The 15,543-nt window shown below is 74.5% G+C and carries 18 protein-coding genes; 11 read left to right on the top strand and 7 right to left on the bottom strand.

Translation table 11 applies throughout. From position 1 onward, the window contains the following. The first annotated feature begins 212 nt into the window (after positions 1-212). From ACGF07_RS27650 to ACGF07_RS27640, 3 genes are all read left to right on the top strand, one after another. Entirely contained in the window at positions 213-692 is a 480-nt protein-coding gene (locus ACGF07_RS27650; RefSeq protein WP_392902987.1) for an RrF2 family transcriptional regulator, read from the top strand. A gap of 94 nt (positions 693-786) precedes the next feature. Then, entirely contained in the window at positions 787-1,269 is a 483-nt protein-coding gene (locus ACGF07_RS27645) for a carboxymuconolactone decarboxylase family protein (RefSeq protein WP_392902984.1), read from the top strand. Between the two features lie 283 nt (positions 1,270-1,552). Beyond that, complete coding sequence (locus ACGF07_RS27640; protein ID WP_392902982.1) at positions 1,553-2,443, top strand: lysozyme; 891 nt, start codon at positions 1,553-1,555, stop codon at positions 2,441-2,443. Between the two features lie 193 nt (positions 2,444-2,636). Here ACGF07_RS27640 and ACGF07_RS27635 read toward each other — a convergent pair whose 3' ends face one another. Then, positions 2,637-3,266, bottom strand: a complete 630-nt coding sequence (locus ACGF07_RS27635; RefSeq protein WP_392902979.1) for a maleylpyruvate isomerase N-terminal domain-containing protein — start codon at positions 3,264-3,266, stop codon at positions 2,637-2,639. A gap of 204 nt (positions 3,267-3,470) precedes the next feature. On the opposite strand from ACGF07_RS27635, the gene ACGF07_RS27630 reads away from it, so the two are divergent. From ACGF07_RS27630 to ACGF07_RS27615, 4 genes are all read left to right on the top strand, one after another. Further along, complete coding sequence (locus tag ACGF07_RS27630) at positions 3,471-4,208, top strand: LysE family transporter (protein ID WP_392902976.1); 738 nt, start codon at positions 3,471-3,473, stop codon at positions 4,206-4,208. A 328-nt stretch (positions 4,209-4,536) separates the two neighbouring features. Continuing rightward, a complete protein-coding gene (locus tag ACGF07_RS27625; protein WP_392902973.1) occupies positions 4,537-5,259 on the top strand; it encodes a TetR/AcrR family transcriptional regulator in 723 nt (240 codons plus the stop codon). A 93-nt stretch (positions 5,260-5,352) separates the two neighbouring features. Next, positions 5,353-5,694 (top strand): hypothetical protein, encoded by a 342-nt coding sequence (locus ACGF07_RS27620; protein WP_392902970.1) that lies wholly within the window; start codon positions 5,353-5,355, stop codon positions 5,692-5,694. Positions 5,695-5,708: 14 nt separating this feature from the next. Beyond that, positions 5,709-6,782 (top strand): M14 family metallopeptidase, encoded by a 1,074-nt coding sequence (locus ACGF07_RS27615; RefSeq protein ID WP_392902968.1) that lies wholly within the window; start codon positions 5,709-5,711, stop codon positions 6,780-6,782. Positions 6,783-6,896: 114 nt separating this feature from the next. Here ACGF07_RS27615 and ACGF07_RS27610 read toward each other — a convergent pair whose 3' ends face one another. From ACGF07_RS27610 to ACGF07_RS27595, 4 genes are all read right to left on the bottom strand, one after another. Then, on the bottom strand, positions 6,897-8,315 hold the full coding sequence (locus tag ACGF07_RS27610; RefSeq protein ID WP_392902965.1) for a hypothetical protein: 1,419 nt from the start codon (positions 8,313-8,315) through the stop codon (positions 6,897-6,899). 6 nt (positions 8,316-8,321) lie between these two features. Further along, entirely contained in the window at positions 8,322-9,104 is a 783-nt protein-coding gene (locus ACGF07_RS27605) for a hypothetical protein (protein WP_392902963.1), read from the bottom strand. An 18-nt stretch (positions 9,105-9,122) separates the two neighbouring features. Further along, positions 9,123-9,488, bottom strand: coding sequence for a hypothetical protein (locus ACGF07_RS27600; protein ID WP_392902960.1), 366 nt, complete (start codon positions 9,486-9,488; stop codon positions 9,123-9,125). Between the two features lie 378 nt (positions 9,489-9,866). Continuing rightward, entirely contained in the window at positions 9,867-10,493 is a 627-nt protein-coding gene (locus ACGF07_RS27595) for a TetR/AcrR family transcriptional regulator (protein WP_350741923.1), read from the bottom strand. A gap of 283 nt (positions 10,494-10,776) precedes the next feature. Here ACGF07_RS27595 and ACGF07_RS27590 point away from each other — a divergent pair, with 283 nt between their 5' ends. The 3 genes from ACGF07_RS27590 to ACGF07_RS27580 are packed head-to-tail and all read left to right on the top strand — an operon-like array spanning position 10,777 to position 13,285. Then, positions 10,777-11,535, top strand: coding sequence for an SDR family oxidoreductase (locus tag ACGF07_RS27590; protein WP_392902958.1), 759 nt, complete (start codon positions 10,777-10,779; stop codon positions 11,533-11,535). 8 nt (positions 11,536-11,543) lie between these two features. After that, complete coding sequence (locus tag ACGF07_RS27585; protein ID WP_392903051.1) at positions 11,544-12,317, top strand: SDR family NAD(P)-dependent oxidoreductase; 774 nt, start codon at positions 11,544-11,546, stop codon at positions 12,315-12,317. Next, complete coding sequence (locus ACGF07_RS27580) at positions 12,314-13,285, top strand: NADPH:quinone oxidoreductase family protein (RefSeq protein ID WP_392902956.1); 972 nt, start codon at positions 12,314-12,316, stop codon at positions 13,283-13,285. Before ACGF07_RS27585 ends, ACGF07_RS27580 begins: the two co-directional genes overlap by 4 nt. 173 nt (positions 13,286-13,458) lie before the next feature. Here the strand turns inward: ACGF07_RS27580 and ACGF07_RS27575 are convergent, their stop codons facing one another. After that, the gene (locus tag ACGF07_RS27575) at positions 13,459-14,181 is read right to left on the bottom strand and encodes a MerR family transcriptional regulator (RefSeq protein WP_392903048.1); all 723 of its coding nucleotides are present in this window, start codon (positions 14,179-14,181) and stop codon (positions 13,459-13,461) included. Between the two features lie 100 nt (positions 14,182-14,281). Here ACGF07_RS27575 and ACGF07_RS27570 point away from each other — a divergent pair, with 100 nt between their 5' ends. Further along, positions 14,282-14,692, top strand: coding sequence for a DUF3291 domain-containing protein (locus ACGF07_RS27570; RefSeq protein ID WP_350741931.1), 411 nt, complete (start codon positions 14,282-14,284; stop codon positions 14,690-14,692). Here the strand turns inward: ACGF07_RS27570 and ACGF07_RS27565 are convergent. Further along, complete coding sequence (locus ACGF07_RS27565) at positions 14,676-15,494, bottom strand: NAD(P)H-binding protein (protein ID WP_392902954.1); 819 nt, start codon at positions 15,492-15,494, stop codon at positions 14,676-14,678. The genes ACGF07_RS27570 and ACGF07_RS27565 overlap by 17 nt on opposite strands. Positions 15,495-15,543 lie beyond the last annotated feature (49 nt).

The following is a 15,543-nucleotide window of genomic DNA, read 5'->3' as shown; positions in this document are numbered from 1 at the left end:
GACCGCCCGCGGGTGAGAGCGAGCCCCTCGACCCCGATCCAGGGCGGGGGCAGACGCTCCTCCGCGGACCCGAATCCGATTCGGCAGCGGCCACCACGTCCCGCCGCCGTTACTCCGCCCCGCTGGAAGCGCACCGGTGGTGCGCGGAAGGGGATCCAGCCGCCCGGCGCGGGCGCGGGCGCCGGGATATCCTGGATGTGTAGTATCCAGATATGCAGATGAGCGAAGGCGTCGAGTGGGCGGTGCACAGCTGCCTGAACCTGGCCTGGGCGGAGCCCGGGAGCGCCGTACCGGTGTCCAAGCTCGCCGCCTTCTACGAGCTGCCCGCGGCGTACCTGAACAAGCAGTTGCAGGCACTCGCCCGAGCCGGGATCGTGACGTCCAGCTCCGGGCCGCGCGGCGGGTTCCGCCTGGCACGCGACCCGGCCGCCGTCACGCTCCTCGACGTGGTCACCGCGATCGAGGGGTCGCAGGACGCGTTCCGCTGCCAGGGCATCCTGCGGCACGGGCCGGGCGGCAGGGAGGGCGTCGACTACCGGGCGGTGTGCGCGGTCTCGCAGGCCATGCGCCAAGCCGAACTCGCCTGGCGGCGGGAGCTCGCCGGGCGGACGCTCGCCGACATCATGGCGAGCGTCGAGAGCACCTCCCCCCGCACGCCGGAGGCCACCCGCCACCGGATCGCCTCGCTCTGACAGCGGCCGCCGCAGAGCGATGCAGCGGCGCACAGCGGCGCACAGCGCGCGCAGCGGCGTAATCCTGGACATTTAACGTACAGAAAGGTTGGAAATGACTGCCACTCACACGCGGATGGGCCACGTCTACCAGCTCGCCGCCGGCGGCTACCGGGGCCTCAAGACCGTGGAAGGCTACCTCCAGCGCAGCAGTGTGCCCTCCGACCTGCTGGAACTGATTCGCATCCGAGTCAGCCAGATCAACGGCTGCGGACTCTGCGTGGACCTGCACTCGCACCGGGCGCAGGCCACGGGCGAGAGCCACGAGCGCCTGTGGTCCCTGGCGGCCTGGCGGGACACCCCGTTCTTCACCGATCAGGAACGCGCCGCGCTCGCGCTCGCCGAGGCGACCACCCGTATCGCCGACAACCCGGACGGCGTTCCCGACGACGTCTGGGCGCAGGCGGCCGAGCACTTCAGCGAGGAACAACTGGCCGCACTGGTCATGGCGATCGCCTCGGTCAACGCCTGGAACCGGATCAACGTGGCCACCCGCCAGACGGCCGGCTCCTTCCGCAACGTCGGCACTTCACGGTGACGGCGGCGGAAGTCCGACCACGAGGCCGCCCGCCGGACGGAACGCCGCCTGCCGCTACGAGCGGTGTCCTTCGGCCGGCCTGAACGCCGGCGACCCGCACGGGTCCGACCGCGCACGGGACCCGGCACCGGATGTGACGCAGGTTCAGGATGTGGCCGTGGAGGCCTGGCGGAGCTGGCGGGTACATGGCTACCCTGCTCCCGGACCGGACCAACCACCGGTCGTACCGGGCTCGTTGGGCCACCCGGCCCCGGGCTGACCGCACGGAACCAGAGGAGTGTCCATGCCCCGCTCTTCCCGCTCCGCCCGCCCCACCGGTACCACCAGATCCACCTCGCTCCGCCGGCTGCCGCTCGCGGCCGCGCTCGCCGCCGCGACCGCCCTGGTCGCCGGCGTCGCCGCGCCCGCCTACGCGGCCGGACCCGCCCCTGTTGCCCCTGTCGTCGAGGGCCGTACGGCCTTCCACCCCGACCGCGACTTCGCCGGCTCCACCGTCGCCGCCCACGAGGGCCGCTCCGGCGCCGCCCCCCTCGTCCGACTCGCCGTCACCCAGACCGCGGGCCTGGACGTCGCCAGCTACCAGGGCAACGTGAACTGGCCGTCGGTGGCCGCGGGCGGCGCCCGCTTCGCCTACGTCAAGGCCACCGAGGGAACCAGCTACACCAACCCGTACTTCGCCCAGCAGTACAACGGCTCCTACAACTCCGGCCTGATCCGCGGCGCCTACCACTTCGCGTTGCCGAACAACTCCTCCGGCTCCGCCCAGGCCAACTACTTCGTCGACCACGGGGGCGGCTGGTCCGCCGACGGCAGGACCCTGCCGCCCGCCCTGGACATCGAGTACAACCCGTACGGCGCGACCTGCTACGGCCTCAGCCAGAGCGCCATGGTCAGCTGGATCCGCTCCTTCAACGACACCGTGCACTCCCGCACCGGCCGGTACCCCACGATCTACACCACCACCAACTGGTGGGCGACCTGCACCGGCAACTACGGCGGCTTCGGCGCCACCAACCCGCTCTGGATAGCCCGCTACGCCTCCACCGTCGGCACCCTGCCGAACGGCTGGAGCTACCAGACCTTCTGGCAGTACTCCGACTCCGGCACCTTCCCCGGCGACCAGGACCTCTTCAACGGCGCCACCGACCGGCTGAGCGCGCTCGCGCTCGGCTAGCGGTCCCGAACACCGGAGCGGCTCCCGGCGCCCGAAGCGGGTGCCGGGAGCCGCTCCCGGCACCTCAGCGCGGATCGACCGGCCACGGGCCGGACACCGGGCCGTGCGGCTCGGGGGCCCGCCCGCCGGTACCGCTTCCCTGCGCTGGTCGGGCGACCGACCAGCGCAGGGAAGCGGCCACCGGCCACCGCGGTCAGCGGATCACCGGCAGCACCGGCGCCGCAGTGCGGCCCGCCGCGGCCTCGATGAAGGCCACCGGATCGGCGACCTCGGCCAGCAGGGCACGGGTGAAGTCGAGGGCTCCCCGGGCGGGCGGCGGACCGCCGACCGCGGCGATCAGGTCGAGCAGGTGGACGGTCGCCTCCATCAGCGCCACCTCCCCCAGCGCCCCCACCGTGACGCTGCCGAGCAGCGGGTGCGCCACCGCGGTGTCGGGCGGCAGGTCCGCGAGTCCGGCCAGGGCGGCCGGCCCCTCGACGCCGAACCGGGCGATCAGCACGGCCGGTTCGACCGCCCGCGCCGACGCCTTCGCCGTCTCGGCGACCTGCCCGGCGGCGGTGTGGGCGATCCCGTCCGGCCGGTTGTAGGCCCGCAGGATGCCGGCCCCGCTGCTCACCTCGGCCGGGCCCTCCCGCACCGCCGTGCGCAGCCCCGTGAACATCTCCGGCACCGGCGCCACGTGGGCGTACAGGTCCCGCACGGTCCAGTCGGGCAGCCGGGTGGGGCGTTCCCAGTCCTCGGCGGCGAGCGCCGACCCGCGCTCGGCCCAGGAGGCCCACGCCTCGGCCAACAGCAGTCGCACGCGGTCGGTCTGACGGATCATCGGCTCTTCCTTCCGTACGGCGGTCACCGGTGCCGCCCACGCTACCCGGACGCCCCGGTAAACCACTTGCGGCCGCTGAGCCGCGACCGCCACGATCGGGCCCATGACCTCCTCTCCGACCCGCCCGCTGCCCGTGACCGCTGCCGTCCCGGCGCCGGTCCGACAGCAGCCCGGCCGCCCGCGGAGGCGCGATCCCGGCCTGACGTGAGCGCCGCGCTGGTCGCGGGGCTGGTCGCCGGGCTGGGCGTCGCCGTGCCGGTGGGGGCCGTCGGGGCCTATCTGGTGTCGCTCACCGCGCGCACCTCGCTGCGCACCGGCGTCCATGCCGCCCTCGGCGTGGCCACCGCGGACGGGCTGTACGCGCTGATCGCGGCTGTCGGCGGCACCGGCCTCGCGCCGCTGCTCGAGCCGGTCGCCGGACCGCTGCGGTTCGTCTCGGCCCTGGTGCTGCTCGCCCTCGCGGTCCGTACCGCCGCCACCGCCCTGCGTCACCGTCGCGCCACCGCCGCGCGGGGGCCCGGCGCGCCTCCCGACGGGGCGCCACCGGTCCGGGCGGCTCGGCCCTGGGCGCCAGCGGACGGGACACCGCGCGGGGCCGGCACACCGCCCCGGGCCGGGGCGCCGCCGCAGGCTCCGCGACCGCTGCGGGCCTACCTGACCCTGCTCGGGGTCACCCTGCTGAACCCGCTGACCGTGCTGTACTTCGCCGCCCTGGTCCTGGGCGGCGGAGGCCGGTCCGGCGCGACCTCGGGCCCGGTGGCCCGGGCGGCCTTCACCGCCGGCGTCTTCGCCGCCTCCGCCGGCTGGCAACTGCTGCTGGCCGCCGGCGGGGCGCTGCTCGGCCGGGCGCTGACCGGTTCGCGCGGCCGGCTGTTCACCGCCCTGGGCTCGGCCGCCCTGGTCGGCGGGCTCGCCGTGCGGCTGCTGCTGACCGCCGGCTGAGACCCGGCCGCCGGAGCCCCCTCCCCCGACCCCCGAACCAACGCCGCCGCCCCCCCGCCCCGCCCGTATACCACCGCCCCGCTGCCCACTGACGCCACCACCAACGCCCCGCTCCCCCTGCCGCCCACCGACACCCCCGCCCCCCACCATCCGACACCCACCCCACTTCCGACTACGCTGCGTCACCGCCCGCGCCCCCACCGACGCCTGTTTGCAACCCATTCGTCCCTTGTATCCTGGTCTCGTATCCGCTGCGTAACCCGCCCCGTCCGGCCGACCGGCCCAGGAGCGGCCGACGACGCCGGCACCGACCCGGAGGAGCGCGGACATGGCCGAGCAGGACAGCCCCGAGAAGCGGGGACGCCTCAGTCGCCCCCTGGTGCTCCGCGCCGCCGTGGCGCTGGTCGACCGCGAGGGCCTGGGCGCCCTGACCATGCGCAGGCTGGCGGCCGAACTCGGGGTCGAGTCGATGGCGCTGTACCGCTACACCCCCGGCAAGGAGGGCCTGCTCGACGGCCTGGTCGAGGCGTACTTCGCCGAGGTCAACACCCGCCTGCGGATCAGCTCCGGTGCCGATGACCACGAGCCCGAGTGGCGCCGGGAACTGCGCCGGATCGCCCGGGCGTTCGCGGCCGTCGCGCACGCCCACCCCGAGATCCTGCCGCTGGTGGCGACCCGTCCGCTGGCCGTGCCGGTGGCCCGCCGCCCCGCCCCGGTGCTCGACCTCACCGAGCACATCCTCTCGGTGCTCGTGCGGGCCGGTTTCGACGACGCCAGCGCGCTGACCGTCTACCGCACCTTCGTGGCCTGGAACCTCGGCAGCCTGCTGGTGGACAAGCGCCAGGTGGTGGACAACCCGGACGACCCGGATCCCGTGCTCCGCCTGGGCCTGCACCGGCTGCCCGCCGCCGAGTACCCGCGGTTGCGCTCCATGGTGCCCAGGTTCGCCGACTTCGACGACGACCGCGAGATGCTGGACGGTCTGGACAGCCTGTTGAACGGGGTGCCGGAACCGCTTCTTGACTCGTTCTACGGCGACGGCACATCCTGAGGTATACGAGGTACACGCCGGACATATCCGTTCATCCGCTCGTCAGTACGGCGCCGGACGGGCCCGGCCCCACGGCGCCCGGAAGAAGTCACCATGTCCGCCGTCCCATCCGCACAACCTCCCGTGCCACCCCGGCACGACATCATCCAGCTCCGCGTCACCGCCGACGACGCGGACACACTGCGCGCCCTGCTGCGCCACACCCGTCCCGACACCGGCGGCCGCCCGCACGTCGGGGCCGACGGCAGGATCGGCATCGACGTCTACGTCCCGGAGGACCGGGTCGCGACCCTCGAGCGCGAGGGCGTGACGGTCACCCGCATCGGGAACGCCAGCGAGGCCGGGCGCGCCGCCCAGGCCGAGGTCGGCACCGGTGACCGGTTCGCCGCCGACGACGCCGTCCCGCACGGCCTGGCCGCGAAGCTCGCGGGCTGAGGCGGGAGGCCGTCATGTCGTACCTGAACATCACCGAGGTGGAGTCCGCCGTGACCAGCCTGGCCACCGCCCACCCCGGTACGTCCCGGCTCATCACCCTGCCCGAGCCCTCGATCGAGGGCCGCACCGCCCACGCCCTGCAGATCGGAGCCGCCGCCCCGATCCCGAAGAGCTGCGTGATGATCATCGGCGGTGTGCACGCCCGTGAGTGGGGCAGTTGCGAGATCCTCGTCCACCTCGCCGCCGACCTGCTGGAGGCCTTCGAGACCGGCACCGGCCTCGGCTACGGAGGCACCGCCTTCACCGCGGCCCAGGTCCGGGGGCTGCTCGAACGGCTGGACCTCGTGGTCTTCCCGCTCGTCAACCCGGACGGCCGGCTGCACAGCCAGACCGTCGACCCGATGTGGCGCAAGAACCGCAACGCGGCCTACTCCGGCCGCAGTTCGAACCCGGCCTGCACCGGCGTCGACATCAACCGCAACTACGACTTCCTGTTCGACTTCGGCACCGCCTTCGCGCCGACCGCCACCCCGCAGGTGTCGGCCGACCCGTGCGACCCGCAGGTCTACGAGGGCCCCGGCCCGTTCTCCGAGCCCGAGACCCGCAACGTCCGCTGGCTGCTCGACCAGTTCCCGCGGACCCGCTGGTTCGTCGACGTGCACAGCTACTCCCAGGACATGCTCTACAACTGGGGCGACGACGAGAACCAGTCGGCCGATCCCGACATGAACTTCCGCAACGCCCACTACGACGGCACCCGCGGCCTGCCCGGCGACGACTACGCCGAGTACATCCCCAAGGACGACGCCGACACCGCGCTGCACCTCGCCGAGGCGTTCTGCCAGGGCGTCCACGGCGTTCGCGGCATCACCTACACACCGCTGAGCGGGTTCCACCTGTACCCGACCAGCGGCACCAGTGACGACTACGTCTACTCCCGCCACTTCACCGACCCCGACCAGGGCAAGGTGCTCGGCTTCACCGTCGAGTGGGGCGTGAGGTCCTTCCACCCGCCGTGGGCGGAGATGGAGCGGATCGTGCTCGACGTGGACGCCGGGCTCGTGCAGTTCTGCCTGGCCACCGCCTGACCCAGGGCCCTCGCCCGAGCCACGAGCCGTCCCTGACCCACGAGCCGCGGCCCCCACCGGGGGGCCCCCCCCCCCCCGGGGGGGGGGGGGCGCCCCCCGCTGTCGGGCGCGGGTTCAGGCGGCCCGGTGGAAGAAGAACGGGTCGATCGAGACCGGCACCCCGGCCACCCCGTTGGGGTTGAGGAGTTGGTGGGTGGTGAAGTCGGCGTTCCGCTGGTAGGTCACGCCGACCGGGAAGTTGGCCCGGTCGGGGGCGTTGTTGCCCGCGAAGATCCCGTAGAAGTCCTTGCCGACCGCGAGCATCCGGAGGTAGTCGCCCAGGTACGGCAGGCCGCCGCCGGATGACGGGACGTCGCCCGGGGCCTGGTGCAGGACGGTGCCCTCCAGGGTCTTGAAGCCGTCCTGGCTCACCTCCAGCACCGTCCGCCACTGGTTGTGGGTGAGCTGCTGGTAGACCAGCCCGACCAGGCCCTCCGAGTTGACCGCCAGTGAGGGGTTCTTGGCGTCGATCACGTCCTTGCGGGTGGCGGCCCAGGTCTGTCCGCGGTCGGTCGAGTGCTGGACGTGCAGCACGTAGTCGGTCGGGACGGTTCCGCCCGTGGCGTCGCACCAGGCGATCCACACGCTGTTGGAGTCCGTCGGGTCGACCGCGATCGACAGGTCGGCTCCGGTGCGCTCCTGCCCCAGTGCCGCCACGCGCACGTCGAACGGCAGGGTCCGGCTGCTGACCACCCGCTGGCCGACGCCGCCGTCGTCCGAGTCCCGGAGGTCCTGGAACGGGTCCTGGCCGAGGCCTCCCTTGTCGTCCCGGGTCACCACGACGTCCATGGTGACGATCAGGCCGAAGGTCGGTTCCGCAGGGTTCGTGACGGCACCGCTCCAGCTCTCGAACGCGGTGTAGACGGTTCCGTCGTGGTGCGCCGCGAGCCGGATCGGCGGTCCGTCGTGGACGGTGCCCGCGCGCCGGTCGACCGGGACGTTGCTGAATCCGCCCGAGCCGGTCCGAGCGTCGGCCGAGACCGCCACCATGGCGGTGCGGGGCAACGAGTGGTGGTCCTTCTTCGCCACGTTGTTGCCGACGTACACGGTGTCCTGGCCCGCGCCGTCGGCCGTGGCGGCACCCGTGACCACCCACGGCTGGTCCGGTCGGTCCTGCGCGGACACGTCCAGAAGGACCTCCATCGGCGTGGCGGTGGTGATGTCCGCAGCGCGCAGGATCTCCAGGTCGTCGTTCCGGCCGTTGAGGATCCCTGTGTAGAGCGCGCCGCCGTGCGCGGCGAAGCCGACGGTGATGTCCCCGGTGCCCGCGACGGTGTTGTTGCCGGGGACGACGCTGTTCAGCACCCAGGTGTCCCCGCCGTCCGTCGAGACGTAGACCGGCGCGAGCGGCCCGCCCAGTGGGTCGGGGGTGAAGGCGGTGGCGACGATCTCGCGCGGATTCTCCGGGTTGACCGCGAGGTTGGGCTCCGCGTCCAGTCCCGCGTTGCCGCTCTGCGCCTTGGGAGTGATGTTGACGACCTTGATGGTGGCCATGTCGGCTCACCTCCCTTCGCGCAGCACGGCGAGCTTCTGCGCCGGCTGGTAGTCGTCGGGGTGGAGCAGTCGGTACGGCGCCCGGGAGGCCAGGTCGCCCGTGGTGGCGTGCAGCAGCCACAGGCCCAGTTGCCCGGGCTTCGGCTTGGGCACGTCGCGCCAGCGGATGTCGCCGCTGTGCGGGTAGAGGACGGTGGTCCGCCTCGCGTCGATGCTGCCGGCCTCCACGTGCGAGACGGTGAGCGTGGCCCGCCACCAGTGCGGGGCGTGCTCGGAGAACTCCGGCAGGCCGAGGTCCTCCAGGCCGACCACGCTGCCGACCACCACGGCGTCCGCTTCCTGGGCGTGCGCGGCGATGTCCTGGTTCCGGATGTCGCGCTGCACCGAGGAGAACGGCATCTCGTCGGCGGTGGTGGCCGCGAGCGAGACGTGCGGCTGGACGGTCTCGGCGGGCAGCCGGCCCACCTCGGCGAGGCCGAGGGTCTCGCCGTAGACCAGGCCCCGGGTGAAGAAGGCGGCCACGTCACCGACGTTCAGGAGGGCGGTGTCGGGCGCCAGTTGGACGGTGACCTCGGTGCCGGCGAGTTGCCGGTAGGCCTGCGGCGCGTGCAGCACCCGGTCCACCCTCACCACGGTCGTCCGTTCGTTGCGCTGGTCGGCCGGGAAGGCCGCGAGCGAGGTGCCGCCGACCCGGGTGACCGTGCCCAGGAAGCTCAGCGGGGCCTCCCGGACGAGTTCGGTCAGCCGCTCGGGCGCGGCGGCGGGGGTGGTGCCGGTGGTGTCGGTCATGGCGCTCCTCCGATCCGGTCACCGCACGACGCGGGCCGAGGACGGGTGCGTCCGGCGCCACTCCGTCCGCGCGGCGAGCGCGCAGGCGGCCGTGGCGGTCGCAAGGAGGGCGACGACCAGCCACTCGGCGGCGCCGCTGCCGGCGTCGGGGTCGAGGCCGAGGAGCGTCTCGATCCACTCCGGCCACACCAGGGTGAGCAGGAACAGCAGCCCGGACAGGCTGCCGAGAGCCGTCTCCAGCCAGAAACGCGGCCGGACCGGGCTGGATCGACGGAAGGGCCGGGCGGACTGGACGGTCCGGACAGGGTGGACGGGCTTGGCGGTCTGGACAGGGGGGTGGACCGGCTGAAAGGGCCGGACCCGATGGAAGGGCTGGAAGGGCATCGCTGCGCCTCCCTTCTCCGCCCGCCCGGGCCGTGCCACGGCGCGCTGCACGCGTCGTCCCCGTGTCGCCGCACGGTCGGCGGCGGCACGACCCCGGCCGGACCGGCCCGGGTGGGGGGTTCGAACCCGTCGGCGCCGCCGGTCGGGGGCGGTCGCCGCGGGAGTGTTCTGCTTCGATCCGCGGCGTCGGCCGCGGTGGGAGTGCGTCGGGCGGGGTCTCGGACGGGGCCGCTGATGCTCGGCGCTGTACGCCTACGAGGCACACGTACTTCGTATACGATTCTGCTCGCACCCTGCGTGACGGGTCAAGAGCGGCGTCGGGCCGCCTCCAGCCGGACCCGGGCGCCACCTCCAGCCGGACCCGGGCGCCGCCTCCGGTCAGACCCGGGCGCCGAGCATCCGCAGCACCAACTCGCCGTAGCGTCGCCCGAGTTCCTCCGGGGTCTCGGAGGACCGCTCGGTGTACCAGCGGGAGACGTCGATGCCCAGCGAGGTGACGGCGCGGGCCGCCGTGCGCACCTCGGAGACCTGGAAGTCGCCCGCCGCCACCCCTGCCTCGATCAGCTCGCTGACCTCGCGCTCGATGTCCAGCCGCAGCGCCGCGACCACCGCGTAGGCGTCTTCCGGCAGTGCGTGCAGCTCGTAGTTGACCACGCGGCCGACCGTCCGGGCCCGGGCGTGCCACACGGTGAACTGTTCGACCAGGCGCCGCATCCGCTCGGCCGGCCCGCCCTCCCCGGCCGCCGCCCCGCGCACGAGGGTCAGGGTCGCGGCGTGCCCGGCCTGGCTGATCTCCGCGAGGAGGGCGGCCTTGGACTGGTAGTGGATGTACAGCGCGGCGGGGCTCATCCCGGCCGCGGTGGCGATGTCCCGGGTGGTGGTGGCGTGGAAGCCGCGCTCCGCGAACGACTCGACGGCCGCCTGGAGCAGCCGGTACGCCGCCTCGGGGCGGGTGTCGGCGCCGGGCAGGGTCGGCCAGAGGTCGGCGATGGGCGTGCTGGTCATGGCGCCATCCTCCCAGAGAAGTCGTACGGGCATTCCCGTTGGCCGCTCGACGGACCGACCCGCTCCACGGACCGGCCCGCTCCACGGACCGGCCCGCTCGACGAACCGACCGACGGCGCACCGGCCCGCGACGAGCCGGCCCGCTCGACAGAGCGGCCGGAACGGCCACCGGGCTGGTTGACAGGCTCCCGCACCGACAGCATGCTGAGCAAGCGCTTAGTCAGCGATGCGTCCGACCAGGACTCCGGAACCCAGGATTCTCGCGCGAAAGGCAGGACCCTCCGTGGTGCACTCCTTCAAGGGCCAGGTGGCCGTCGTCACCGGATCGAGCCGGGGCATCGGCCTCGGGATCGCGCGCGAACTGGTCGACCGGGGCGCCAAGGTCTGCCTGACCGCCCGCAACCCGGAGCCGCTCGCCGAGGCCGTCCGCGACCTCGGCGGCCCGGACAACGCGATCGCCGTCGCCGGCAAGGCCGACGACCCGGCGCACCAGGAGGAGGCCGTCGCCCGGACCATGGAGGCCTTCGGACGGCTCGACCACCTGGTCAACAACACCGGGATCAACCCGGTCTACGGGCCGGTGCTGGACACCGACGAGGCCGCCGCCGCCAAGATCCTGGGCGTCAACGTGCTCGCCCCGCTCGGCTGGATCCGCCGGGCGCGCGCCGCGTGGATGGGCGAGCACGGCGGCGCGGTGGTCAACGTCGCCTCCATCGCCGGCATCCGCTCCTCGGCCGGGATCGGCATGTACGGCGTCAGCAAGGCCGCCCTGATCCGCCTCACCGTCGAACTCGGCGCCGAGCTGGGCCCGCAGGGCATCCGGGTCAACGCCGTCGCGCCCGCCGTCGTGAAGACCAGGTTCGCCGAAGCGCTGTACGAGGGCCGGGAGGAGCAGGTCGCCAAGGCCTACCCGCTGGGCCGGCTCGGCGTGCCCGAGGACGTCGCGGGCGCGGTCGCCTTCCTGCTCTCCTCCGACGCCGGCTGGATCACCGGCCAGACCCTGGTCGTGGACGGCGGCGTCACCCTCGGCGGTGGGATGTGACGGTGGACCTGACGGGCCAGGGCGTGGTGGTGACCGGCGCCGGCCGGGGCATCGGCGCCGCCCTCGCCAAGGCCTTCGCCGAGGCCGGCGCCCGGGTCGTGGTCAACGACCTGGACGCCGAGGCCGCCCACCGGGTGGCCGGGAAGTGCGGCGGCACCGCCCTGCCCGGCGACGCCGCCTCCGCCGCCGGCCTGGCCGCCCTCGTCGACGGGGCCCGCGCGGCGGTCGGCGAGATCGACCTCTGGTGCGCCAACGCGGGCGTCGCCCCCGTCGGCGGCGCCGACGCCCCCGCCGCCGCCTGGGCGAGTGCCTGGGAGGTCAACGTGATGGCGCACGTGCGGGCCGCCGAACTGCTGCTGCCCCGCTGGCTGGAGCGCGGCAGCGGCCGCTTCCTGGCCACCGTCTCCGCGGCCGGGCTGCTCACCATGTTGGGCTCGGCCCCTTACGCCGTCACCAAGCACGGCGCGCTCGCCTTCGCCGAGTGGCTGTCCGCGACCTACCGCCACCGCGGGATCACGGTGCACGCGCTCTGCCCGCAGGGCGTGCGCACCGACATGCTGGCCTCCACCGGCGCGGTCGGCGAGGCGCTGCTCGCGCCGACGGCGCTGGACCCGGAGGACGTCGCCGCGGAGGTGATGGACGCGCTCGCCCACGGCCGCTTCCTGATCCTGCCGCACCCCGAGGTCGCCGAGTACTACCGCGCCCGGGCGACCGAGCCGGACCGCTGGATCGGCGGGATGAACCGGCTCCAGCGGGGCCTGGAAGGGAGTGAGGTGCTGTGAGGGCCTGGCAGGTGGGTGAGCTCGGCGAGCCGGCCGCGGTGATGCGGCTGGCCGAGGACGTGCCGCGGCCGGTGGCCGGGCCGGGCCGGCTGCTGGTCCGGGTCCGGGCGGCGGCGGTGAACTTCCCGGACGCCCTGATGGTGCGCGGGCAGTACCAGGTCCGTCCGCCGCTGCCGTTCACGCCCGGCGTGGAGCTGTGCGGCGAGGTCGCGGAGGGGGCCCGCCGGGGCGAGCGGGTGATCGGCAACCCGGTACTGCCGCACGGGGCCTTCGCCGAGTACGCGCTGCTGGACGCCGAGGCGGCGTTCCCGGCGCCCGAGGCGCTGGACGACGCCGGGGCGGCGGCCCTGCACATCGGCTACCAGACCGCCTGGTTCGCGCTGCACCGCCGGGCCCGGCTGCGGGCCGGCGAGACCCTGCTGGTGCACGCGGCGGCCGGCGGGGTCGGCAGCGCGGCGGTGCAGTTGGGCCGGGCGGCCGGAGCCCGGGTGATCGCCGTGGTCGGCGGCGCGGCGAAGGCGGAGACGGCCCGCTCGCTGGGCGCCGACCTGGTGGTGGACCGGACGGCCGAGGACTTCGTCGCCGCCGTCAAGCAGGCCACCGGCGGGCGCGGCGCGGACGTGGTGTTCGACCCGGTCGGCGGTGACGCCTACACGGGCTCCGCCAAGTGCGTCGCCTTCGAGGGCCGGATCGTGGTGGTCGGCTTCGCCGCCGGGCAGATCCCGACGCCGGCGCTCAACCACGCCCTGGTGAAGAACTACTCGATCCTGGGCCTGCACTGGGGCCTCTACAACACCCACGACCCGCGGGCCGTCCGCGCCGCCCACGACGAGCTGACCAAGCTCGCCGAGCAGGGTGCGGTCCGGCCGCTGGTGAGCGCCCGGGTGCCGCTGGCCGGCGCCGCCGAGGCCGTCCAGCGGGTCGCCGACGGGCTGAGCACCGGCCGGATCGCCGTCCTGGGCGAGTAGCGGGGAAGGCGACCGGCTGAGCACCGGCCGGATCGCCGTCCCGGGCGGGTAGCGGAGGGAAGGCGACCGGGCGGGCGGACCTCAGGCGTTGCGGCGGGCGGACCTCAGGCGTTGCGGCGGGCGGACCTCAGGCGTTGCGGCGGGCGGACCTCAGGCGTTGCGGCGGGCAGGCCTCAGGCGTTGCGGCGGGCGGACTCGTTCTCCTGGGCGAGCCGCCGCAGCGCCAGCAGCGCGGGCTCCAGCAGGACGGTCCGCAGCAGGGCCCGCTCGGCCTGCTCCAGCGGGTCGGCGCCGGGGTCGAGCTCGTCGAGGTCGAGGACGGCGGTCCGCTCGGCCAGTTCGGCGTACTGGCGCAGGACGTCGTGGGAGAGCTCCGCGCCCAGCGAGCGCAGGGTCTCCAGGGTCTCGCCGAGCACCGCGCGGGCGGGGGCGTGCTCGGAGACCTCCCAGCCGAGTTCGCCGATCAGGGCGGCCACCTCGGCGGCGCCGGGCGCGGGCGCCTGCTCTTCTCCCCTGCCCGGCCCTTCGCCGCCGCCCGGCCCTTCGCCCCCGGCCTGCCCCTCGCCTCCGGCCGGCCCCGAGCCCCCTTGCCGGTCGCCCCCTTGCCTGCCCCCGCCCTCGTCGACCGGGCGGGCCCCGAGCACCAGGCCCAGCACCTGGTGCCGTTCGCCGGCGTGCGCCGCCACCGCGCCGAGCACCTCCCGGGTGGCGCTGACACTCAGCCCCCGGACGCCGATCAGCGCGCGCACCAGGCGCAGCCGGCGCAGGTGGCTCTCGTCGTAGTCGGCCTGGGTGGCCGCGACGGCCCGCCCGGGCGGCAGCAGCCCCTCCCGCAGGTAGTACTTGATGGTCGCGGTCGGGACTCCGCTGCGGCGGCTCAGTTCGGAGATGCGCACTCCCACGCTCGCTTTCCTCTGGCTTTTGGATACCAGCACTGTCTAACATAGATAGTGCCACTACCCAATGTGGTGTCGTCCGCCGACGAGGAGCGTCCGCATGCCCACGCTGCCCTGGATCACCCCCAACCCCGCCGCCCCCGGCACCCGCGCGGTCGTCATGGCCTCCCGGTTCGAGGTGCGCTCCCTCGCGGACGTCCCGCGCTTCCTCCTCAGGTCGCTGGCCGTCTGGCGCCAACTGCGCACCGCGCCGGGCGCCCTGGGCGCCTCGCTGATCGCCCGGCCGCTCCGGCGGACCTTCTACACCCTCTCCGCCTGGGAGAGCCGAGCGTCCCTCGACGCCTTCGCCGCCGCCCAGCCCCACCGCAGCGTCATGACGGGCCTGCGCGCCACCATGCGGGAGTCCACCTTCACCTTCTGGGAGGCGCCCGTCGAGCAGCTCCCCGTCACCTGGCCGGAGGCCCACTCCCGGATCGACGCCCGGCGCGCCCAGGTCACCGACCCGCGATGACCTCCAGGGCTGGGCGGGGCGGACGGCCGAGCAGGGCCGCCAGGTCGCCCCGCACACCCGGGCCGGCCAGGAAGCCGTGGGCGATCGCCGAGTAGGTGCCCACCAGCATCGGCACCTGGAAGTCCCGGGCGCCCGAGGCCGTCACCGCCTGCCGGGTCTCGCCCAGGGCGCCCGGGCGGTACCGAGCTCCCAGCGCCTCCGCCACCTCCGCGCCGCCCACCGCCCGCTCGCCGACCAGCTCGTAGCTGCGGCCCGCGTGGGCGGCGGGCGCCAGGGCGACGTTGACCGCCGCCTCGGCCAGGTCCGCCCGGGCCACCGCCGCCAGCCTCCCGTCACCGAGCGGCGCGGTGATCACCCCGTCCGGGCCGGGGGCGGCGATCGCGGCCAGGAACTCGGCGTAGAGGCCGTTGCGCAGCACCGTCCAGCGCAGCGTGGCGGACTCGCGCAGCCGCCGCTCCGTCCAGCGGTGGGCGAGGGCGTAGGGCAGGTGGTCACCGTCGCCGGACAGGCTGGTGTAGACGACGTGCCCGACGCCCGCCCGCTCCGCCGCCTCGATCGCGGCGCCGTGCCGGGCGATCACCACGTCGTCCTCGGCGGCACCCGCGGAGATCATCAGCAGGGTCGCCACCCCCTCGAACGCCGGCGCCAGCGTCTCCGGCCGGTCGAAGTCCACCAGCCGGGCGGGGACGCCCGCGGGCACCCGGGCGGGCGTCCGGCTGCCGGCGACGACCCCCTCACGCGCGGCGAGCCTCTCCAGCACGAGGGCCCCGAGCCCTCCGTTGACACCGGTGACGAGCAGCATGGTTCCCCTTCGGAAGACCGGTCGTTGCGGACGCGACCATCCTCGATAG

This window comes from Kitasatospora sp. NPDC048194 (genome assembly GCF_043202455.1).
Taxonomy (GTDB): Bacteria; Actinomycetota; Actinomycetes; order Streptomycetales; family Streptomycetaceae; genus Kitasatospora.
The sequence above is the reverse complement of the archived record's forward strand: the minus strand, read 5'-3'. Positions and strand labels throughout refer to the sequence as shown.